Source organism: Pseudomonas sp. FIP_A4 (assembly GCF_036701605.1).
In the GTDB taxonomy this organism is placed as follows: domain Bacteria; phylum Pseudomonadota; class Gammaproteobacteria; order Pseudomonadales; family Pseudomonadaceae; genus Stutzerimonas; species Stutzerimonas phenolilytica.
This window is the reverse complement of record NZ_JAYDXP010000127.1, coordinates 280,022-300,932: the sequence shown is the minus strand read 5'-3', so window position 1 is coordinate 300,932 and position 20,911 is coordinate 280,022. Positions and strand designations below refer to the sequence as shown.

The following is a 20,911-nucleotide window of genomic DNA, read 5'->3' as shown; positions in this document are numbered from 1 at the left end:
GCGCGAATCCTCTGCATGGCAGGAATCCTTGGGGCTGCGGGCGGGCAGACAGCCCTCGCCGCCGATTACCAGGGGCCGAACGTGGACGAGTTCGTCGCCGAGATGACCCGCGATTACGGTTTCGCCAGCGAGCAGCTGCTCGACCTGTTCGCCCAGGCCGAGCGCAAGCAGGCGATCCTCGATGCCATCTCGCGTCCGGCCGAGCGGGTCAAGCCATGGAAGGAGTACCGGCCGATCTTCATCACCGACTCGCGGATCGCCCAGGGCGTGGACTTCTGGCGGCAGAACGAGGAGGCGCTGGCCCGCGCCGAGCAGGTCTACGGCGTACCGGCCGAGGTGATCGTGGCGATCATCGGCGTGGAAACCTTCTACGGCCGCAATACCGGCAATTACCGGGTCATCGACGCGCTGTCGACGCTGGGCTTCGATTATCCGCCGCGCCAGCCGTTCTTCCGCCAGCAGCTCAAGGAGTTCCTCCTGCTTGCGCGTGAGGAGCAGGTCGATCCGCTCACACTCAAGGGCTCCTACGCCGGCGCGATGGGCCTGCCGCAGTTCATGCCGAGCAGCTTTCGCGCCTATGCGGTGGATTTCGACGACGACGGACGCATCGACATCTGGAACAACCCCGTGGATGCCATCGGCAGCGCGGCCAGCTACTTCAAGCAGCACGGCTGGACCAGTGGCGAGCCGGTGGTGGCACGCGCCGAGGTCGACGGCGAACGCGTCGCCGAGGGTCTGAGTCCGGGTCTCGATCCGGTGAAAAGCGTGGCCGAGCTGCGCGAGCTGGGCTGGAACGTTAATTCTCCGGTCGCCGACGATACGGCGGTCACCGCCTTCCGCCTGGAGGGTGCCGACGGCGAGGAATACTGGCTGGGGCTGCCCAACTTCTACGTCATCACCCGTTACAACCGCAGCGTGATGTACGCGATGGCCGTGCATCAGCTGTCCGAGGCGTTGGCAGCGGCGCGAGGGCAACAACCATGACGCGTACCACAGCGCTACTGGCGCTCGGTCTCGCCGGCGTGCTGCTCGCCGGCTGCTCGTCGTCGCCGACGACGCAGGCGCCCGCGCGCAAGCCAGGCATCAGTGGTCCGGGCGATTTCACCCGGCCGAGCAAGGACGGCGCGCCCTGGTGGGATGTCGACGTCTCGCAGATTCCCGATGCGACGCCGATGCCGCACTACGGGCCGGTCAAGGCCAATCCCTATACAGTGCTGGGCAAGACCTATTTCCCGATGAGCGACGGTCGCCGCTATTCCGCGGTCGGTACCGCCTCTTGGTACGGCACCAAGTTTCATGGCCAGCCGACCGCCAATGGTGAAAAGTACGACCTGTATGGCATGAGCGCGGCGCACAAGACCCTGCCGCTGCCCAGCTACGTCAAGGTCACCAATCTGGACAACGGCCGCAGCGTGACGCTGCGGGTCAACGATCGCGGGCCGTTCTACTCCGATCGGGTCATCGACCTGTCCTTCGCCGCGGCGAAGAAGCTCGGCTATGCCGAGACCGGCACGGCACGGGTCAAGGTCGAGGGAATCGACCCGCAGCAATGGTGGGCCGCACAGGGCAAGCCAGTGCCGCTGGTCATGGCGCAGGCTCAGACAGCCGCGCCCAAGCCCGCCAGCAGCACCCTGGCGCAACCCATCGAGCAGTACACGCCGCCGCCGCAACAGCATGCAGCCGCGGTGCTGCCGGTCGAGCTGGAGCGCTCGCCTGACGCGGTGCAGTCATCGGGACTGTTCCTCCAGGTCGGTGCGTTCGCCAACCCGGACGCCGCCGAACTGCTCAAGGACAAGCTGAGCGGCGTGGTCTCCGCGCCGGTGTTCATCAGCTCGGTGGTGCACAACCAGCAGACCCTGCACCGTGTCCGTCTCGGCCCCATCGGCAGCGCCGACGAGGCGTCGCAGCTGGAGCAAAGCGTGCGCCTGGCCAATCTCGGACAGCCCCGCCGGGTGCAGGCCGATTGATCCGCCGTCGCAGCGCGAACCCCTGTCTTACCTGAAACCAATTCGAGAAACGGATGAACATCAAGACTTGCATGCCTCGCTTCATAGTTTTCGCCTTGCTGGCGATCGTCACCACTGCCACCCCAGTGGCCTGGGCGGCTCCCGCCATCCCGTCGCCGCCGCAGCTGGCGGCCAAATCCTACATGCTGATGGACGCGGCCAGCGGCAAGGTGCTGATTGAAAGCAACAGCGACGAGCGCCTGCCGCCCGCCAGCCTGACCAAGCTGATGACCGCCTACATCGCCACGCTGGAGATCCAGAAAGGGCAGATCAGCGACAGCGACATGGTGACCGTCAGCGAGAAGGCGTGGCGCACCGGCGGTTCGCGCATGTTCATTCAGGTCAATACCCAGGTCTCGGTGGACGACCTGCTGCACGGCATCATCATCCAGTCGGGCAACGATGCGAGCGTGGCGATGGCCGAGCACATCGCCGGCAGCGAAGAAGCCTTCGCCGACATGATGAACACCACGGCGCAGCGCCTGGGCATGAGCAACACCCACTTCATGAACGCCACCGGCCTGCCGGACCCGGATCACTACTCCTCCGCCCATGACATGGCCAAGCTGGCGCGCGCGATCATCTACCAAGACCCGGCGCACTACGCCATCTACGCGCAGAAGGAATTCTTCTGGAACAACATCAAGCAGCCCAACCGTAACCTGCTGCTGTGGCGCGACAAGACCGTCGACGGCCTGAAGACCGGCCATACCGAAGAGGCTGGCTACTGCCTGGTTGCCTCGGCCGTGCGCGATGGCATGCGCCTGATTTCGGTGGTGTTCGGCACTGACAGCGAGCAGGCGCGCGCTGCCGAAACGCAAAAGTTGCTGACCTACGGCTTCCGTTTCTTCGAGACCCGGACCTTCTACCAGAAAGGTGTCGAACTGGCTCAGCAGCAGGTCTGGAAAGGGCAGCAGAGCCAGGTCAAGGCCGGCCTCGCCGAGGATCTGACGCTGACTCTGCCGCGTGGCCAACTGGACAAGCTCCAGGCCAGCATGAGCTTCAGCGACACGCTGATTGCACCGATCAGCCAGGGCCAGGTAGTCGGCAAGGTCGAGGTCAAGCTCGGCGAGGAAGTGCTGCACAGCGCCGATCTGGTCGCGCTGGAAGCGGTAGAAGAAGGTGGGCTGTTCCGCCGTCTTTGGGATAGCATTCGCCTGTTCTTCTACAGCCTGTTCAACTGACAACGCGTCGGCACGTCAGCGCCTATCCCGCGCCGGCGTGCCTGCGGATCACGAGTCCGTCGCCATGACCGATAACCACAGCGAACCTACTGCGCCGAAAATCGAATTTCCCTGCGAGCGTTATCCGATCAAGGTGATCGGCGAGGCCGGCGAGGGCTTTCGCGAGCTGGTGCTCGAAGTCATCCAGCGCCATGCGCCGGATTGCGACGAGACCACACTGGTCACCCGTGACAGCCGCAACGGGCGCTTTCTCTCCGTACAGGTGCTGATCACCGCCACCGGCGTCGAGCAATTGCAGGCGATCCACGTCGATTTGCGCGCCACCGGCCGCGTCCACATGGTGCTGTGATGGATGCCGAGGTGCTCGGCATCCGCGAGCTTGGGCTGATCGACTACCAGACGGCCTGGCAGGCCATGCAGCGGTTCACCAATCAGCGCGGTCCGCAAACCGGCGACGAGCTCTGGTTGCTGCAGCATCCCCCGGTGTTCACCCAGGGCCAGGCCGGTAAGGCCGAGCACGTGCTGTTTCCCGGCGACATCCCGGTGGTGCAGGTCGATCGCGGCGGTCAGGTGACCTATCACGGCCCGGGGCAGCTGGTCTGCTACCTGCTGATCGATGTCCGTCGGCGCGGTATCGGCGTACGCGCGCTGGTCAGTCATATCGAACAGAGCCTGGTCGATCTCCTCGCCAGCTACGACGTCGCCGCGCTGGCCAAACCGGATGCGCCGGGTGTATATGTCGACGGCGCCAAGATCGCCTCGCTCGGCCTGCGCATTCGCAACGGTCGCTCCTTCCACGGCCTGGCGCTGAACGTGGACATGGACCTGGAACCTTTCCGGCGCATCAATCCCTGCGGTTATGCGGGGCTGGCGATGACACAGCTGCGCGATCTGATCGGTCCGGTGGACTTCTCCGAAGTCGTCGGTCGACTGCGCACGCAACTGGCCCGGCACCTCGGATACGCGCAACAGAAGACCCTCGCGGGCGGAATCGAAAACATATGAGTACTGTTGATACGGCCGGCAAGCGCCCGGCGAAGGTTGAGGCCGGGGTCAAGCTGCGTGGCGCGGACAAGGTCGCGCGCATTCCGGTGAAGATCATCCCCACCGACGAGCTGCCGAAGAAGCCCGACTGGATCCGCGTGCGCATCCCGGTCTCGCCAGAGGTGGACCAGATCAAGAACACCCTGCGCAAGCACAAGCTGCACAGCGTCTGCGAAGAGGCCTCCTGCCCGAACCTGGGCGAGTGCTTCTCCAGCGGCACCGCGACGTTCATGATCATGGGCGATATCTGCACGCGGCGCTGTCCGTTCTGCGACGTCGGCCACGGCCGGCCCAACGCCCTGGACCCCGACGAGCCGAAGAACCTGGCCCAGGCCATCGCCGACATGCGCCTTAAGTATGTGGTGATCACCTCGGTGGATCGCGATGACCTGCGCGACGGTGGCGCTCAGCATTTTGCCGACTGTCTGCGCGAAATCCGCAAGCTGTCGCCGAACATCCAGCTGGAAACGCTGGTGCCGGACTACCGCGGGCGTATGGACATCGCCCTCGACATCACTGCCAGCGAGCCGCCGGATGTCTTCAACCACAACCTGGAAACCGTGCCGCGGCTGTACAAGTCGTCCCGTCCCGGTTCGGATTTCGAGTGGTCGCTGGATCTGCTGGAGAAGTTCAAGCAGCGCGTGCCGGGCGTGCCGACCAAGTCGGGACTGATGCTCGGCCTCGGCGAGACCGACGAGGAGGTCATCGAGGTCATGCAGCGCATGCGCGAGCATGACATCGACATGCTGACCCTCGGTCAGTACCTGCAACCGTCGCGCAGCCACCTGCCGGTGCAGCGCTTCGTCCATCCGGACACCTTCGCCTGGTTCGCCGAGGAAGGCATGAAGATGGGCTTCAAGAACATCGCTTCCGGCCCGCTGGTGCGCTCGTCGTACCATGCCGATCAGCAAGCGCACGCCGCCAAGGACTAATGCGCTCCGAGCCGTCCCGGCGCAACGCCGGGCGGTTCGCCCGTCTACGGCCCTCGCGCGAGTCCTCCACGCGGTTTCGCATAGTCTTCCCCGTCGCGTTGGCAACCTGTTTGTGTTTCCCGTTGCGCTTGGCAAGAAAATTGCGCCATTTCGCCGCATTAGACTTTGGTCTATAGTGCCCCGCGTCTGACATCACAAGGCCGAGGGCCACCGCACATGAGTTATCCCCAGCTGAAGAACCTGCTCGATGATCTGGACGCCGCCAAGGTTGAATGCGACGCCATGAGCCGTCTCGTGGTGACACGCCTGGCGCGTCAGCACATCCCCTATCAGGCGATGCTGGGGCAGGTCGAGCTGGACGGCAAGGTGCTGTCGCCACACTTCTGGGTCGAAGCCGATGGGTGTGTGATCGATTACCGTGCCCGCCAGCGCCTCGGTGGCGATGAACGCGCGCCGCACGGTGTGGTGCCGCGCGAAGCAGTGCAGGCACATTACGTCGGCCACCAGGTGGTGATCGATCCGCTGCCGGACTACCTCTACGAAGTGGCCGTCAAGCACTGAACCCGATTGCCGAAACGCAAAAACCCTGCTCCGGCAGGGTTTTTTTGTGGCTTGAATTCGCCGGTTAGCCAGTCGATCGGTGGCCTTGAGGCTACCGCAGACATTATGGCCGGTCGCGCAAGCGCCCCAGCAGCTCCTGACTGGGATGGCCGTCCGCCGGCCAGCCCAGCTGTTGCTGGAAGCCACGGATGGCCTTGCGGGTATTGGCGCCGATGATGCCGTCCGGGGTGCCGGGATTGAAGCCCTGGCGATCCAGTCGCTCCTGCAACTCCAGCCGCTCGGAGCGGCTCAGCGGCTGCTCGCCGCGCGGCCAAGAGGCTGCAATCTGGCCGCTGCCCTGGAAGCGCTCGCCGAGCAGACCGATGGCCAGCGCATAAGCCGAGGAGTTGTTGTAGCGCAGGATGGCGCGGAAATTATCCAGCACCAGGAATGCCGGCCCGCGATGGCCGGCTGGCAGCAGTAGGCTCGCGCTGCGCTCATCGGAGCCTGTCGGCAGGCCGCGCAGGCCCAGGCGGCGCCATTCGGCGAGCGATTTGCGCAGCTCCATGTCGGCCAGCGCATAGTCGAACGGTTCCGGCAGGCGCACCTCGAAACCCCAAGGCTGGCCCTGCTGCCAGCCGGACGCCTGCAAGTAATGCGCGGCCGAGGCCAGAGCATCGGCCGGGCTGTTCCAGATGTCGCGGCGGCCGTCGCCGTCGAAATCCACCGCGTGGGTGTTGTAGGTGGTCGGAATGAACTGGGTCTGGCCCATCGCGCCGGCCCAGGAGCCACGCAGTTGTTCGAGCGGGATGTCGCCGGTCTCCAGGATCTGCAGCGCCGCGATCAGCTGGCTCTTGGCGAACTGCGGCCGGCGGCCTTCATGCGCCAGGGTGGCCAACGAGCGGATCACCGATTTGTCGCCCTGGATCTGGCCGAAGCTGCTTTCCAGCCCCCAGATCGCGACCAGTGCCTGGCGGTCCACACCATAGCGCGCCTCAATGCCCTGCAGCGTCGCGGCATGTTCGGCGAGCAGCCGCTGGCCGTTGCGCACGCGTTGGTCGGAGAGCGCGCCATCGAGGTATTGCCAGACCGGCCGGGTGAATTCGGGTTGGCTGCGATCGGCGGCTATAACGCTGGCGTCGGGCGTCACTCCGACAAATGCGCGATCGAACAGCTCCGGCGAGATGCCGGCGGCGAGCGCCTCGGTGCGAAAGGCCTCGCGCCATTCGCTGAAGCTGAGCGGCGTGGTGACGATATTCGCCGCGCTGGCCTCCGACGCGGCGATCGTCCGGGGACTGGTTCCCGAGGCGGCGCGGGCCAGTGGTTCGGCGGCGCAGGCAACGATCAGGCTCATGCCGGCTGCGGTGACCAGCGTGCGCAACAGCAGGACGGGAACGAAGGGGTAAAACATGCACAACTCTCGGACCGTGTCGTAGGTCGCAAACCTTAACACGCTTTGCTGGGCTTGGTTTTTCAGCCTGCCAGAAGGACCGAAGCCTCCCAGTGGGAGGCTTCGCGGCGGTAGCTGCCTTTGCCTTTCTTCGGCGTTTCCTGGCGGCTGCGGAACAGCGGTTGGGCAATCAGGCGCTTGGCCTTGTTGGTGTGCTTCGTGCTTTTGCTCATGGTATGCCCTCGTGTCGTGGGAGCAGGCGAGCGCATCATAGGCGTTGTGCAAAAAATGTCCAGTGGCTGGGCTGGCGAACGCTCAGGCGAGCCCGAAGCGCTTGCCGGCCAGGCGCAGGCACAGTTGGGAAAGGCCGATCCAGGGATCGCCCTCGGCTTGCCCCTTGACCTGAGCATCGATCTGCTGCGCCTCCACCAGCATCTGGTTCCAGGCGGTTGCGCTGTGGCGTTGCAGCGCTTTGCTCAGCAGCGGACGGCGCTTGTCCCACACAGGCGGGCGGGCCTGCGCGAAGGCGCGTTCCAGCGGCGTGCCCTGGCTGTACTGCATGGCGAGGTTGGCCAGCAAACGCAACTCGCGAGCCAGCGCCCAGAGAATCACCGGCGCCTCCACGCCTTCACTGCGCAGACCTTCGAGCACGTGTAACGCGTGGGCAGCCTGGCCGTGCAGTGCCGCGTCGATCAGGCCGAAGACGTCATAGCGGGCGCTGTCGGCGACAGCGGCCTGCACGGTCGCAGCACTGATCTGGCCACTTTCGGCCAACAGCTTGAGCTTCTCGACCTCCTGCGCGGCAGCCAGCAGATTGCCTTCGACCCGCGCGGCGATCAGCTCGATGGCGTCTTGGTCGGCGGATAGGCCGGCCTGCGCCAGTCGCTGGCGAATCCATTGCGGCAGCTGCGTCGCTTCCACCGGCCAGATCTGCAGGAACTGGACCTCCTTGCCGTCGATCAGCGCCTTGGCCCACTTGGTCTTCTGCGTGCTGCCGTCGAGCTTGGGCAGGCTGATCAGCAATACGGTGTCGTCGGCCGGGCGGGCAAGGTATTCGAGCAGTGCTGCAGCCCCCTTGTCGCCGGGCTTGCCGTTGGCGATGCGTAATTCGAGCAGACGCTTTTCGGCAAACAGCGAAAGACTGGCGCCGGCTTCGATCAGCTGGCTCCAATCGAAGCCGCTTTCAGCGTGGAATACCTGACGCTCGCTGAAACCCTGGGCCCGAGTTGCCGCACGGATGGCATCGGCGGCTTCCTGGCAGAGCAGGTGCTCGTCGCCGCTGACCACGTAGACCGGGGCCAGCGGGCCTTGCAGATGCTTGGCGAGCTGCGCGGGGGCGAGTTTCATGCGGGCAGGCGCGGGGACGTCGCCGTCCCCATGGGCATTACTGGATGGGCAGTTCGATGGGCGATTGCTGCGGCCGCGCATCCTGCGCGCGCCGCGCCGCTTCGAGGGCTTCGGCTTCGGCACGTGCTCTGGTTTCGGCCTCCTGCTGCAGGCGGTCGAGTTCGTCTGGGGTGATGCGCTGGATGCGCATGACCAGTTGCTGCAGCAGCTCGCGGCGCATTTCCTGGCGCAGCTGGTCGCCTTCCTGGCTGGAGCCGATCAGGTTGTTGCTGTCGTGCACATAAACCTTCTGCACCTCGACGCGGTCCTCCAGCAGCAGGCGATCCTGCGGTCCGCGGAACTGATAGTCGAGGGTGCTGGTGAGCTCGTACTCGGCGCTGCGTGCCGAGCTGGTATAGCTGGCGGTGCGCTGGCGGGTCTGCTCGTTGGCCAGGTTGAGGCTGTACTTGGCGCCCGGATGGACGCGAACGTCGTTGCGCTCGAGCAGCGTCTCCAGCTCGCGAACGGTGTCGCCGTAGCTGTTGCGTGCCTGCAGGTCGAGTTCCTTCAGGCCGAACTCCACATCGCCGGTGCCGCGAAGCTGGAAGCCGCAGGCGCTCAATAGCAGCGTCAGGCCCAGCACTACCAGATTGCCCTTGTTCATCTTGTATCCCCATTGCAGGCCAGGCGCAGGCGCCTGGACCGGATCAGTTTGCGACGATATTGACCAGCTTGCCCGGCACCACGATGACCTTGCGGATGGTCAGGCCTTCGGTGAAGCGCAGCACGTTTTCGTTATCGCGTGCGGCGGTCTCCACCTCTTCGCGGCTGGCGCTGGCCGGTACTTCGATTTGGCCGCGCAGCTTGCCGTTGACCTGCACCACCAAGGTCAGGCTGTCCTGTATCAGGGCCGACTCGTCGACCGTGGGCCACTGCGCATCGATGATCGCGCCGGTGTTGCCCAGCTGCTGCCAGAGTTCGTGGCAGATGTGCGGGGTGATCGGCGCGAGCAGCAGGGCGACGGCCTCCAGGCCTTCCTGCAGCAGGGCACGGTCCTGTTCGCTGACGGTCGACGCCTTCTCCAGTACGTTCATCAGCGTCATCACCTGGGCGATGGCGGTGTTGAACTTGTGGTGCTGGCCGACATCGGTGCTGGCCTGCTTGATCGCCAGATGAATCGCGCGGCGCACGGCCTTCTGCTCATCGTTAAGTGCGGCCACATCCAGCGCGCCCGGCAGTCCGGCGCTGACATGCGCGTGGGCCAGGCGCCAGACGCGGCGCAGGAAGCGGCTGGCGCCCTCGACGCCGGAGTCGGACCACTCCAGGCTCATGTCCGGCGGCGAGGCGAACATCATGAACAGACGGCAGGTGTCGGCGCCGTAAGCATCGATCATCGCCTGTGGGTCGACGCCGTTGTTCTTCGACTTGGACATCTTCTCGGTGCCGCCGATTTCCACCGGCAGGCCGTCAGTCTTCAGCTTGGCGCCGATGACCTTGGCCTTGGCGTCACGCTCGACCTCGACGTCGGCGGGGTTGAACCAGTCCTTGCCGCCGTTCTCCAGGGTGCGGTAGTAGGTCTCGGCGACCACCATGCCCTGGGTCAGCAGGTTTTTGAACGGCTCGTTGGACGACACCAGGCCTTCGTCGCGCATCAGCTTGTGGAAGAAGCGCGCATACAACAGGTGCAGGATGGCGTGCTCGATGCCGCCGATGTACTGATCCACCGGCAGCCAGTGGTTGGCCGCTTGCGGGTCGACCATGCCCTTGTCGTAGTTCGGGCTGGCGTAGCGGGCGAAGTACCAGGACGACTCGACGAAGGTGTCCATGGTGTCGGTTTCGCGCTTGGCCGCGGCGCCGCACTTCGGGCAGTTGCACTGGTAGAACTCGGGCATCTTCGCCAGCGGGCTGCCGGCACCGTCCGGTACCACGTCTTCGGGCAGCACCACCGGCAGCTGGTCTTCCGGCACTGGCACGTCGCCGCAGCTGTCGCAATGGATGATCGGGATCGGGCAGCCCCAGTAGCGCTGGCGGCTGATGCCCCAGTCGCGCAGGCGGAACTGGGTGCGGGCCTGGCCAAGGCCTTTCTTCTGCAGCGCCACTTCGATGGCGTCGAAGGCGCCTTCGAAATCCAGGCCGTCGAAGATGCCGGAATTGATCAGCTGGCCATGCTCGCCGTAGGCGTCCTGCCAGGGGGCTGGCGTCTCGTCGCCGGCGCGGGTGCGGATTACCGGCTTGATCGGCAGGCCGTACTTGCTGGCGAACTCGAAGTCGCGCTCGTCGTGCGCCGGCACGGCCATGACCGCGCCTTCGCCGTAGTTCATCAGCACGTAGTTGGCGACCCATACCGGCAGCAGCTCGCCGGTCAGCGGGTGCTGCACACGCAGGGTAGTGGCCAGGCCCTTCTTCTCCTGGGTGGCGATGTCGGCTTCGGCGACGCCGCCGCGCTTGCATTCGTCGATGAAGGCCTGCAGTTCGGGGTTGTTCTGCGCGGCGAGAGTGGCCAGCGGATGTTCAGCGGCCACGGCCACGTAGGTGGCGCCCATCAGGGTGTCGGGGCGGGTGGTGAAGACCTTCATCGCGCCTTCGCTGCCGATGCTGGCGACATCGTAGGGGAAGCTGATCTCCATGCCGCGCGACTTGCCGATCCAGTTGCGCTGCATGGTCTTGACCTGTTCCGGCCAACCGTCCAGCTCGTCGAGGCTGTTCAGCAGCTCATCGGCGTAAGCGGTGATCTTGAAGTAGTACATCGGGATTTCGCGCTTCTCGATCAGCGCGCCCGAGCGCCAGCCACGGCCGTCGATGACCTGCTCGTTGGCCAGTACGGTCTGGTCGACCGGATCCCAGTTCACCGTGCCGTTCTTGCGGTAGATCACGCCCTTCTCGAACAGACGGGTGAACAGCCACTGCTCCCAGCGGTAGTAGTCCGGCTTGCAGGTGGTGACTTCGCGCGACCAGTCGATGGCCAGGCCCAGCGATTTCAGCTGGGTCTTCATGTAGGCGATGTTCTCGTAGGTCCACTTGGCCGGCGCGACGTTGTTCTTCATCGCGGCGTTCTCGGCCGGCATGCCGAAGGCGTCCCAGCCCATCGGCTGCAGCACGTTCTTGCCCTGCATGCGCTGGTAGCGGGCGATCACGTCGCCGATGGTGTAGTTGCGCACGTGGCCCATGTGCAGCTTGCCGCTGGGATAGGGGAACATCGACAGGCAATAGAAGGTGTCCTTGCCGGGCTGCTCACTCACTTCAAAGGATTTCTGCGCGTCCCAGTGAGACTGCGCGGCGGCTTCGATTTCGCGGGGCTGATACTGTTCGTGCATGGCTACTGGCGTTGGGAATGGGGGCTGGCTCTCCGCAAATGCACAGGCTCGGCTGGCAGGTCCAGCGGGGCGGGACAGCAGCCGCGAGGCGGTTGCAGGCGGAGGGCATGGAAGCGCCGTAGCATACATGACCCCCCGCAGCCTAGGGAAACCGGATTTGCCGCCAGTCGCGTACTGCCGTCTGTCGTCCGCGACGCCTGCGCTCAACTCTCGTCTACGCTTGGATTGGGGGCGGGAAGAAGGCGAGGTGAATCATGGGTAAAGAGCCCTCGGAAGAAAGCAGTCTCTACGGCCGCGTGCTGCGACGCCTGACACAGGCCCTGGAAGAGGCGGAGCGTAATGCGGTGGCAGGGGAAACCGGGAATACCGAGCTGGAGGTCAGGGGGCTGACACCAGCCGAATTCGAGTTGATTCGTGCATATCTGCAGCGCGACGCGCAATGGCTCTCGGGCTGGCATGCGGCCGCCGAGGAGCAGGAGCTGCTGACGCGCCAGGCCCAGCGGCCGTCGTTGCGTAGCGTTTCGCGTGGACGTCATAGCGGACATGGCAAGCATGTGCCGCTGTCGCTGCAGCAGTCGATGAGCTGCGCGCTGTGCAGTAGCGAGGTGCACTGGCCTGATGGTCCTGGGCCGGCGATCTGCCCAGTGTGCGGTTCGCAGCTGCTGCGCGCGCGTCAGCGGCTGTTTTCCTACCGACGCCATTGAGCACGGCATAGCGGCACGGGCGCCGGCCACGTAGAGTTGCCGGCGGTCGACTCGGAGATGCCGCATGCCCCTTCGTTATATCTTCAAACAGCTGATGCTGCCGCCGGGCGGCCTGCTGCTGCTGTTGCTGCTGGGCTGGTGGCTGCGCCGGCGCGCACCGCGGCTGGCGGCGCTGTTTTTCATCGGTGGCTTCGGCGGGCTCTGGCTGATGAGCCTGCCGATCGTGGTCGAGTGGACGGCGCGCGCGGTCGAGCGCGAGCCGGCGCTGGAAGCGGCGCAGTGGCCGGACTTGGCGGCGCGAGCCGGCGCCATCGTGATCCTCGGCGCGGGGCGTGAACAGGCCGATCCGGCCTGGGGTGGCGATCAGCCGGGTTACATCGCGCTCGAGCGCCTGCGCTATGCGGCGCGGGTGGCGAAGGCGTCCGGCCTGCCGATTCTCGCCAGCGGCGGTCTGCACTACGGTCAGCCGCCGAGCGAAGCGGCGATCGGGGCCCAGGTGCTGCAGGAGGATTTCGGCGTGGCGACCCGTTGGCTCGAGGAGCGCAGCCGTACCACCTGGGAAAATGCTGTCTACAGCGCTCGCATGCTCAAGGCCGAAGGCATCGAGCGGGTGGTGCTGGTGACTTCCGCGGCGCACATGCCGCGTTCGCGCTGGTGCTTCGAGCAGAACGGCATCGAGGTGATCGCCGCGCCGGTGGGCTTCGTCGGGGTGCCCAACGGCCGGCCGCTGGGTGGCTGGCTGCCGGAGGTGAAGGCGTACTGGCAGAACGGCATGCTGCTCAACGAGATCGTCGGGATGGCGGTCTACCCGCTGGTGTACCGCTCGGCGAACGACTGAGCGGTACAGGTTGTCTGGGGCGTAGGGTCGCGGTGTGCACGTTCAGCCCTCTGGTAATGGGCGTGCGCAGGATGGTGGTGGGCTGAAGCCCACCCTACAGCCTGAATGTCCTCACGCAAACTTGCGCCTGAGCAGCGCAAAGCCGAGCAGCAGCGTGCAGACCACGATCAGCGGCCATGAGCGCCAGCGCAGATAGGGCGTTAGCCCCTGCATCGGCGTGACCTCGCCGTAGAGCACCGCTTCCTCGAACTGCGGCACCTGCTCGGTGATGCGCCCGCGCGGGTCGATCAGCACGGTGATGCCGTTGTTGGTGGCGCGGATCATCCAGCGTCCGGCTTCCAGTGCGCGCATCTGCGCCATTTGCAGATGCTGCAGCGGGCCGATGGAGCGGCCGAACCAGGCATCGTTACTCACCGTCAGCAGCAGATCGCTCTGCGCCGCGAGGCCGGCGGCGAACTCCGGATAGACCACTTCGTAGCAGATGTACGGGGCGATCTGCAGGCCCTTGGCCTGCAGCAGCGGCTGGCCCGGCTCGCCGCGGGCAAAATCGGACATCGGCAGGTCGAAGAAAGCGATCAGCCCGCGCAGCACCTCCTGCAGCGGCACGTACTCGCCGAACGGCACCAGCTTCTGCTTGAGGTAGGTGCCAGCGCCTGCGCCAACCGTGGTCAGGCCGTTGTAGTAGCGCATCTCGCCTGCGGCGTTGGGCTGGCGCACCGGCACACCGGTGATGAGCGCGGCGTCACGCTGCTGGCTGAAGCCCGCCATCATGTCCAGATAACCCGCGGCGTGTTCCTTGAGGATCGGTACGGCGGTTTCCGGCCAGACGATCAGGTCGGCCGGGCGGCTGCGGAAGGTCATGTCGCGATACAGCAGCAACTGCATCTCGAGCTTTTTCGGGTCCCACTTCATGCTCTGGGCGACGTTGCCCTGTACCGCGGCGACGGTTAGCGGTGCGCCCTTGTCCTGCGTCCAGGCATGCCCGGCGAGCCACCAACCGGCCAACCACGGTGCGGCCAGCAGCGCCAGGGCGATCACCAACTGCGTGCGCGCTGCCAGCAGGCGCGGCAGATTCACCAGCAGTGCGGCACTCAGCGCAATGGCGAAGCTCAGCAGCCACACGCCGCCGAGCGGTGCCAGCCCGGCCAGCGGCCCGTGCAGCTGGCTGTAGCCGACATACAGCCAGGGAAAGCCAGTGAGCAGCCAACCGCGCAGCGCATCGAGCGCCAGCCATAGCGCGGCGAAGGCCAGGGCATCGGTCAGCGGCACCTGCTCGCGGCGCAGCACGCGCGCCCAGAGCCAGCCGAGGAGCGCGAAGAACAGCGCCAGCCCGGCGACGAAACCGAGCGTCAGCAGCCCGGCCAGCGCCGGCGAGGCGGCACCGAAGTCGTGGATACTGACGTAGACCCAACTGACGCCCGAGGCGAACAGGCCGAAGCCGTAGCACCAGCCGCGCCCCGCGGCGGCCTTGGGCGTCAATCGCCGCAGACCGAGATAGAGCAGGGCGATCGACAGCAACGCCAGTGGCCAGAGATCGAACGGCGCCAGCGCCAGCGTGGTCAGCGCGCCGGCCGCCAGCGCCAGCAGGTTGCCCGGCCAGCCGGGACGGGTGATCCAGAGCATCGGAAACCTCGAAAGGACAATGGGGGCGGCGCGCGGCGGGCGAATGCCGCGGCACTCGCCAACCGCAGGCCTGCCGCGATCAGGCGTTCAGTCGGCTGACTCGCAGCATGTGCACGCGACGGCTGTCGGCGTTCAGCACGCGGATGCGGAAGCCGTCGATCTCGGTGATCTCGTTGCGTTTGGGCAGGTGGCCGAAGGTGCTCATCACCAGCCCGGCGACGGTGTCGAATTCGTCGTCCGGGAATTCGCTGCCGAAGAACTCGTTGAAGCTGTCGATCGGCGTCAGCGCCTTGACCAGGAAGTCGCCGCTGGGCAGCGGGCGGATGTAGCTGTCTTCCTCGACGTCGTGCTCGTCCTCGATGTCGCCGACGATCTGCTCCAGCACGTCCTCGATGGTCACCAGGCCGGCCACGCCGCCGTACTCGTCGATGACAATGGCCATGTGGTTGTGATTGGCGCGGAACTCGCGCAGCAGCACGTTGAGACGCTTGGATTCCGGGACGAAGGTCGCCGGCCGCAGCAGTTCCTTGATGTCGAAACCGTGCTGCTCTTCGCGAAGGATCAGCGGCAGCAGATCCTTGGCCAGCAGCACGCCGATGATTTCATCGAGGCTTTCGCCAACGACCGGGTAACGCGAGTGCGCGGCCGAAATCACCGCTGGCAGGAACTCCCGGGGCGACTGATCGGCGCGGATGCTGATCACCTGCGAGCGCGGCACCATGATGTCGCGCACCTGCAGGTCGGCGACCTGGATGGCGCCTTCGACGATGGCCAGCGCCTCGTTGTCGAGCAGCTTGTTCTGATGGGCTTCGCGCAGGATATCCAGCAGGTCCTGACGCGTCTTCGGCTCATGGACAAAAGCCTGGGTGAGTTTTTCCAGCCAGGACTTCTGCCCGCTGGTCGATCGATCTTCGCTCATGGTGTACGACTCAAGAGTCCTTGTCGGTGCCCGTCTCGGGCGAAAGTTCGGCGTAAGGGTCGGGATGGCCGAGTTCGGCCAGGAGTTGACGCTCCAGTGCTTCCATTTCCTCGGCCTCGGCATCCTCGATGTGGTCGTAACCGAGCAGATGCAGACAGCCGTGGATGACCAGATGCGCCCAGTGCGCGGCCAGCGGCTTGCCTTGTTCGGCGGCCTCACGCTCGACCACCGGCACGCAGATCACCAGGTCGCCGAGCAGCGGGATATCGAGCAAACCGTCCGGCACGTCGGCGGGGAACGACAGCACGTTGGTCGGGTAGTCCTTGTGCCGCCAAGTGCGGTTCAGCTCGCGGCCTTCGTCCTCGTCGACCAGACGGATGGTCAGTTCGGAGGCGCCGCTGCGCTGGCGCAGCGCCAGTTCGCACCAGCGCTGCAGTTCCGCGGTCGCCGGCACCGTACCGCTGCTGGCCAGCTGCAGATCCAGCTCGATCATGAGGCTTGTCCCGGACGACTCGCCTGGCGGTCCTCGAACGACTCGTAGGCCTCGACGATGCGCTGCACCAGCGGATGGCGTACCACGTCCTTGGGCTGGAAGTGGGTGAAGCTGATGCCGTTGACGCCCTTGAGCACCTCGATCACGTGAGCCAGGCCGCTCTTGGTGCCGCGCGGCAGGTCGACCTGGGTGATGTCGCCGGTGATCACCGCGGTGGAGCCGAAGCCGATGCGGGTCAGGAACATCTTCATCTGCTCCTGGGTGGTGTTCTGGCTTTCGTCGAGGATGATGAAACTGTTGTTCAGCGTACGGCCGCGCATGTAGGCCAGCGGAGCGATCTCGATCACCTGTTTCTCGATCAGCCGCGCCACGTTCTCGAAGCCGAGCATCTCGTAGAGCGCGTCGTACAGCGGGCGCAGGTAGGGATCGATCTTCTGCGCGAGATCGCCGGGCAGGAAGCCGAGTTTCTCGCCCGCTTCCACCGCCGGGCGCACCAGCAGGATACGGCGAATCTGTTCGCGCTCCAGCGCGTCCACCGCAGCGGCCACCGCCAGGTACGTCTTGCCGGTACCGGCCGGGCCGATGCCGAAGTTGATGTCGTTGTCGAGGATCGCCTTGACGTAGCGCTGCTGGTTGGCGCCGCGCGGGCGGATCATGCCCTTCTTGGTGCGCAGGGCCACGCCTTGATGGGCGCTTGGGTTGGCCAGCTCTTCCAGACCCGATTCCTGCAGGTACAGATGCACCATGTCCGGCGACAGCTCGGTGGTCTTGGTTTCGCGGTACAGACGGCGCAACAGGTTCTCGGCGGACTTGGCCGCGTCGGTCGGGCCGACCAGCTCGAACTGGTTGCCGCGGTTGCGGATTTCCAGCGCGAGGCGCTGTTCGATCAGGCGCAGGTGCTCGTCGAACTGGCCGCAGAGATTGGCGAAGCGGCGGGCTTCAAAGGGTTCGAGGGTGAAGCGATGAGGTTCTATGGGTGCGTTCAAGGGCTTGTAGGTATGGCCGGACTCGGCGGATAGATGAATGGAGGATAGCGCTGCGCGCGCGATGCGAAAAGCGCAGTTGCGTGGGCGGCACGGCCCCCGCTGCGTTCACATGGGGGCGTGCGGCGCGCGACTCAAGACAGCAAAGTGCCACGCAACGAATGGGGCAGGGCGTCGTCGATGTGAACGTCGACGAACTGCCCGATCAGCCGCGGATTGTCGCAGCGGAAATTGACGATGCGGTTGTGCTCGGTGCGGCCCTGGAGCATGCCCGGGTCCTTCTTCGAGTAATCGCTGACGAGGATGCGCTGGGTAGTACCCACCATCCGCCGGCTGTTCTCGAAACCAAGCTCGTTGATGCGGTGCTGGAGTCTGGCCAGGCGCTGCTTCTTTACCTCGTCCGGGGTGTCGTCGGCCATGTCGGCGGCCGGCGTGCCCGGGCGTGCGCTGTAGACGAAGGAGTAGGAGAAGTCGAAGCCGACCTCTTCGATCAGCTTCATGGTCTGCTCGAAGTCCTTCTCGGTCTCGCCGGGGAAGCCGACGATGAAATCCGAGCTGATCAGAATGCCCGGCACCGCCGCCTTGAGCTTGCGGATGCGCGATTTGTACTCCAGCGCCGTGTGGTTGCGCTTCATCGCCGCAAGAACGCGGTCGGCGCCGGACTGCACCGGCAGGTGCAGATAGCGCACCAGCTGCGGGATGTCGGCATGGGCCTGGATGATGGCGTCGGAGAATTCCAGCGGGTGGCTGGTGGTGTAGCGAATGCGCTCGATGCCCTCGACCGCCGCCACCGCATGCAGCAGATCGGCGAAATCGTGGCCGTCGTGGCGGTAGCCGTTGACGTTCTGCCCGAGCAGGGTGACTTCTTTCACGCCGTTTTCGGTCAGGTGAATGATCTCGGCGAGCACATCGGCCATCGGCCGGCTGACTTCCTCGCCGCGGGTGTAGGGCACCACGCAGAACGAGCAGTATTTGCTGCAGCCTTCCATCACCGAGACGAAGGCGCTGGGGCCGTCGACGCGTGGCTCGGGCAGGCGGTCGAACTTCTCGATCTCGGGGAAGGAAATGTCCACTTGCGGCTGCTGGGTGGTGCGCGCGGCGTCGATCATTTCCGGCAGGCGATGCAGCGTCTGCGGGCCGAACACGACGTCGACGTAGGGCGCGCGATCGCGGATCGCTGCGCCTTCCTGGCTGGCCACGCAGCCGCCGACGCCGATCACCAGCTGCGGGTTGTCTTGCTTCAGCTCGCGCCAGCGGCCCAGTTGGGAAAAGACCTTCTCCTGCGCCTTCTCGCGAATCGAGCAGGTGTTGAGCAGGATCACATCGGCTTCGGCCGGATTCTCGGTGATTTCCAAGGCCTGGTGTTCGCCCAGCAGGTCGACCATGCGCGAGCTGTCGTACTCGTTCATCTGGCAGCCGTGGGTTTCGATGAAAAGCTTGCGGGTCATGTTACGGGCCGGCGTTGTGCAAAAAATGACCGGCGATTATAGGCGCAGCGCAAGAGCGATAAAAGTATGGCGGTCAAGAAAGCCGGCCGCCGGTCAGGGGCGCAGCGGCTCGCGGCCTTCGGCGGCCTGCAGCTCCAGCAGATAGTCGCGGAAGATCTGGCCGAGCACCTGGGTGGCGATCTCCAGCTCGTCGCGGCGCATCTGCTCGGCGACCCGGTCGGCGGTGTCGAGGGCATCCTCGTCGCCGTTGACCGCGGCCATCTTGAGCACGACATAGGCTTGCACGTTGTTCGCGCGCACGCCTTCGCCGCGGAAGAACATCACGCCGAGCCGATGCTGGGCGGTCGCGTGCCCCTGCAGGGAGGCCTGCTCGAACCAGTGCAGCGCCTTGGCTAGGTCGCGCGGCGCGCGGCGGCCGTCGTAATAGAACTCGCCCAGCTCGAACGCCGCCTGCAGGTCGCCCTCGCTGGCCGCCTGCTGACACGCGCGCAGGGCTGCCGGCAACTCTTCGGGTACGGTGTTCAGCGCACAGCGCGCCGTCGCCGGAATCAGCAGCGAATTGCCACCGGCGTCAGCCAGCAGTGGCGAAAGCAGCAGACAGCCCAAAGACAGGATGCGGCCGGTGCGGGTCATGGATCGGGGCGCCTCGAGAAGCAGGGCGTTTACGGACGTGGCCGGCGCAAACGCGTCGGCGGTCACATTATGGATAAGTGACCGCGGGCTTACAAAGCCTTTCCGCCCGCCGCGACGCTTTATCCGTCGCATGTCGCCGCGACGGGCGACGAGGAGCACGCGATCGTGTGGGCGGGGAACGGTCCTGCCCACACGCGGAGGCTCACTTGAGGTTGGCGAAGGCCCGCTCGGCGGCGTCCAGGGTGATCTTCAGCTCGGCATCGCCGTGGGCGATGGAAGTGAAGCCGGCTTCAAAGGCGCTGGGCGCCAGATAGACGCCGCCCTCGAGCATCAGATGGAAGAAGCGCTTGAAGCGCTCGGCATCGCTGGCCATCACGTCGGCGAAGGTGACGATGTCGTCGGCGCCGCTGAAGTACAGGCCGAACATGCCTCCCACCTGGGTGGTGACGAACGGGACGCCGGCGGCATCGGCGCGATCCTGCAGGCCCTGCAGCATGCGGCTGGTGTAGTCGCTCAGCTCGGCGTGAAAGCCCGGGCGGCTGATCAGCTTCAGCGTGGTCAGGCCGGCGGCCATGGCCAGCGGATTACCCGACAGCGTGCCGGCCTGGTAGACCGGGCCGAGCGGCGCGACGCATTCCATGATGGCGCGCTTGCCGCCGAAGCAGCCGACCGGCATGCCGCCGCCAATGATCTTGCCGAAGGTGGACAGGTCCGGGGTTACGCCGAAGTGCGCCTGAGCGCCGCCGAGGGCGACGCGGAAACCGGTCATCACCTCGTCGAAGATCAGCACCACGCCGTGCTCGTCGCACAGCCGGCGCAGGCCGTCGAGGAAGCCCGGCGCCGGCGGCACGCAGTTCATGTTGCCGGCCACCGGCTCGACGATGATGCAGGCGACCTGCTCGCCCTTTTCCTTCAGCGTGGCCTCGACTTCGGCGAGGTCGTTGTAGGCCAGCGTCAAGGTGTGCTTGGCGAAATCCGCCGGCACGCCGGCGGAGCTGGGCACGCCCTGGGTCAGCGCGCCGGAGCCGGCCTTGACCAGCAGGCTGTCGGAGTGGCCGTGGTAGCAGCCCTCGAACTTGATGATCGCGTCGCGCCCGGTGTAACCACGGGCCAGACGAATCGCGCTCATGGTCGCCTCGGTGCCGGAGCTGACCATGCGCACCATCTCCATCGACGGCACGAGACTGCAGACCAGCTCGGCCATCTGGGTTTCCATGGCCGTCGGCGCACCATAGGACAGCCCGTGGTCGAGCTGGCGGCGTACCGCGTCGAGCACTTCGGGATGGCTGTGGCCAAGGATCATCGGGCCCCAGGAGCCGACGTAGTCGACATAGCGCTTGTCGTCCTCGTCGATCACATAGGCGCCTTCAGCGTGCTTGAGGAACAGCGGTGTGCCGCCGACGCTGCGAAAGGCGCGTACCGGCGAGTTGACGCCGCCGGGAATGTGGGTCTGGGCGCTGGCGAACAGGGTTTCGGAACGGGACATGCGGGGCCTCGCGAATGGCAGGGCGGGCCGGCGTGGTGCGGCTCGCCG

General features: G+C 65.7%; 21 protein-coding genes. 9 read left to right on the top strand and 12 right to left on the bottom strand.

What is annotated here, in order from left to right; all coding sequences use genetic code 11:
- The first annotated feature begins 15 nt into the window (after window positions 1–15).
- The 7 genes from mltB to U8L64_RS16785 all read left to right on the top strand — a co-directional run bounded on the left by mltB (window position 16) and on the right by U8L64_RS16785 (window position 5,727).
- Window positions 16–984 carry a lytic murein transglycosylase B gene (gene mltB / locus U8L64_RS16815; protein ID WP_138300494.1) on the top strand — a complete coding sequence of 323 codons (969 nt, stop codon included), beginning with the start codon at window positions 16–18 and terminating at the stop codon, window positions 982–984.
- Window positions 981–1,967, top strand: coding sequence for a septal ring lytic transglycosylase RlpA family protein (locus tag U8L64_RS16810; RefSeq protein ID WP_043297725.1), 987 nt, complete (start codon window positions 981–983; stop codon window positions 1,965–1,967). The genes mltB and U8L64_RS16810 overlap by 4 nt, the downstream gene beginning before the upstream one ends.
- A 53-nt stretch (window positions 1,968–2,020) precedes the next feature.
- Complete coding sequence (locus U8L64_RS16805) at window positions 2,021–3,190, top strand: D-alanyl-D-alanine carboxypeptidase family protein (RefSeq protein ID WP_043297724.1); 1,170 nt, start codon at window positions 2,021–2,023, stop codon at window positions 3,188–3,190.
- Window positions 3,191–3,254: 64 nt separating this feature from the next.
- The gene (locus U8L64_RS16800; RefSeq protein WP_008569648.1) at window positions 3,255–3,539 is read left to right on the top strand and encodes a DUF493 domain-containing protein; all 285 of its coding nucleotides are present in this window, start codon (window positions 3,255–3,257) and stop codon (window positions 3,537–3,539) included.
- Window positions 3,539–4,195, top strand: a complete 657-nt coding sequence (gene lipB / locus U8L64_RS16795) for a lipoyl(octanoyl) transferase LipB (protein ID WP_043297722.1) — start codon at window positions 3,539–3,541, stop codon at window positions 4,193–4,195. The genes U8L64_RS16800 and lipB overlap by 1 nt, the downstream gene beginning before the upstream one ends.
- A complete protein-coding gene (lipA, locus tag U8L64_RS16790; protein WP_043297721.1) occupies window positions 4,192–5,166 on the top strand; it encodes a lipoyl synthase in 975 nt (324 codons plus the stop codon). Before lipB ends, lipA begins: the two co-directional genes overlap by 4 nt.
- Window positions 5,167–5,382: 216 nt before the next feature.
- Window positions 5,383–5,727 (top strand): hypothetical protein, encoded by a 345-nt coding sequence (locus U8L64_RS16785; RefSeq protein WP_333398323.1) that lies wholly within the window; start codon window positions 5,383–5,385, stop codon window positions 5,725–5,727.
- A gap of 103 nt (window positions 5,728–5,830) precedes the next feature.
- Here the strand turns inward: U8L64_RS16785 and U8L64_RS16780 are convergent, their stop codons facing one another.
- From U8L64_RS16780 to leuS, 5 genes are all read right to left on the bottom strand, one after another.
- Entirely contained in the window at window positions 5,831–7,117 is a 1,287-nt protein-coding gene (locus tag U8L64_RS16780; protein ID WP_054094523.1) for a lytic murein transglycosylase, read from the bottom strand.
- A 62-nt stretch (window positions 7,118–7,179) separates the two neighbouring features.
- Window positions 7,180–7,329: an alternative ribosome rescue factor ArfA gene (gene arfA / locus U8L64_RS16775; RefSeq protein WP_008569653.1), complete on the bottom strand. Its 150-nt coding sequence runs from the start codon at window positions 7,327–7,329 to the stop codon at window positions 7,180–7,182.
- Between the two features lie 82 nt (window positions 7,330–7,411).
- Window positions 7,412–8,443, bottom strand: coding sequence for a DNA polymerase III subunit delta (holA, locus tag U8L64_RS16770; RefSeq protein ID WP_333398322.1), 1,032 nt, complete (start codon window positions 8,441–8,443; stop codon window positions 7,412–7,414).
- Between the two features lie 37 nt (window positions 8,444–8,480).
- Window positions 8,481–9,086, bottom strand: coding sequence for an LPS-assembly lipoprotein LptE (locus tag U8L64_RS16765; RefSeq protein WP_333398321.1), 606 nt, complete (start codon window positions 9,084–9,086; stop codon window positions 8,481–8,483).
- 43 nt (window positions 9,087–9,129) lie between these two features.
- Complete coding sequence (gene leuS, locus U8L64_RS16760; protein ID WP_333398320.1) at window positions 9,130–11,736, bottom strand: leucine--tRNA ligase; 2,607 nt, start codon at window positions 11,734–11,736, stop codon at window positions 9,130–9,132.
- Window positions 11,737–11,990: 254 nt separating this feature from the next.
- Here leuS and U8L64_RS16755 point away from each other — a divergent pair, with 254 nt between their 5' ends.
- Window positions 11,991–12,440, top strand: a complete 450-nt coding sequence (locus tag U8L64_RS16755) for a hypothetical protein (protein ID WP_175415052.1) — start codon at window positions 11,991–11,993, stop codon at window positions 12,438–12,440.
- A 64-nt stretch (window positions 12,441–12,504) separates the two neighbouring features.
- Complete coding sequence (locus tag U8L64_RS16750; RefSeq protein ID WP_333398319.1) at window positions 12,505–13,278, top strand: YdcF family protein; 774 nt, start codon at window positions 12,505–12,507, stop codon at window positions 13,276–13,278.
- Window positions 13,279–13,389: 111 nt separating this feature from the next.
- On the opposite strand, the gene lnt is transcribed toward U8L64_RS16750, so the two are convergent.
- From lnt to hemL, 7 genes are all read right to left on the bottom strand, one after another.
- Window positions 13,390–14,901: an apolipoprotein N-acyltransferase gene (gene lnt, locus U8L64_RS16745; RefSeq protein WP_333398318.1), complete on the bottom strand. Its 1,512-nt coding sequence runs from the start codon at window positions 14,899–14,901 to the stop codon at window positions 13,390–13,392.
- 79 nt (window positions 14,902–14,980) lie between these two features.
- Window positions 14,981–15,820, bottom strand: a complete 840-nt coding sequence (locus tag U8L64_RS16740; RefSeq protein WP_043297711.1) for an HlyC/CorC family transporter — start codon at window positions 15,818–15,820, stop codon at window positions 14,981–14,983.
- A 10-nt stretch (window positions 15,821–15,830) separates the two neighbouring features.
- Window positions 15,831–16,313, bottom strand: coding sequence for an rRNA maturation RNase YbeY (ybeY, locus tag U8L64_RS16735; RefSeq protein ID WP_054094529.1), 483 nt, complete (start codon window positions 16,311–16,313; stop codon window positions 15,831–15,833).
- The gene (locus U8L64_RS16730) at window positions 16,310–17,299 is read right to left on the bottom strand and encodes a PhoH family protein (protein ID WP_054094530.1); all 990 of its coding nucleotides are present in this window, start codon (window positions 17,297–17,299) and stop codon (window positions 16,310–16,312) included. The genes ybeY and U8L64_RS16730 overlap by 4 nt, the downstream gene beginning before the upstream one ends.
- A 131-nt stretch (window positions 17,300–17,430) precedes the next feature.
- On the bottom strand, window positions 17,431–18,744 hold the full coding sequence (miaB, locus tag U8L64_RS16725) for a tRNA (N6-isopentenyl adenosine(37)-C2)-methylthiotransferase MiaB (protein ID WP_043297708.1): 1,314 nt from the start codon (window positions 18,742–18,744) through the stop codon (window positions 17,431–17,433).
- Between the two features lie 93 nt (window positions 18,745–18,837).
- Entirely contained in the window at window positions 18,838–19,377 is a 540-nt protein-coding gene (locus U8L64_RS16720; RefSeq protein WP_008569664.1) for a tetratricopeptide repeat protein, read from the bottom strand.
- Between the two features lie 202 nt (window positions 19,378–19,579).
- Complete coding sequence (hemL, locus tag U8L64_RS16715) at window positions 19,580–20,863, bottom strand: glutamate-1-semialdehyde 2,1-aminomutase (protein ID WP_077682137.1); 1,284 nt, start codon at window positions 20,861–20,863, stop codon at window positions 19,580–19,582.
- Between the last annotated feature and the right edge of the window lie 48 nt (window positions 20,864–20,911).